Here is a 204-nt window from a genome sequence, read left to right as displayed (position 1 = left end):
AACACGGGTGCTACTGGACCTCAAGGTAACACGGGTGCTACTGGCGCTACCGGACCTCAGGGCGTTCAAGGTAACACAGGTGCTACTGGACCTCAAGGTGTTCAAGGTAACACAGGTGCTACCGGTGCTACTGGACCTCAAGGTGCTCAAGGTAACACGGGTGCTACTGGCGCTACCGGCGCTACCGGACCTCAAGGCGTTCAA

At 57.8% G+C, this 204-nt stretch carries 1 pseudogene; it reads left to right on the top strand.

Features of this window, described 5'->3' with window-relative positions:
* Nucleotides 1-204, top strand: a pseudogene (locus tag RT27_RS32000) (collagen-like protein); the annotation flags it as partial.

Source organism: Bacillus sp. L_1B0_5 (assembly GCF_000836715.1).
GTDB lineage: Bacteria > Bacillota > Bacilli > Bacillales > Bacillaceae_G > Bacillus_A > Bacillus_A thuringiensis_S.
The sequence above is the reverse complement of the archived record's forward strand: the minus strand, read 5'-3'. Positions and strand labels throughout refer to the sequence as shown.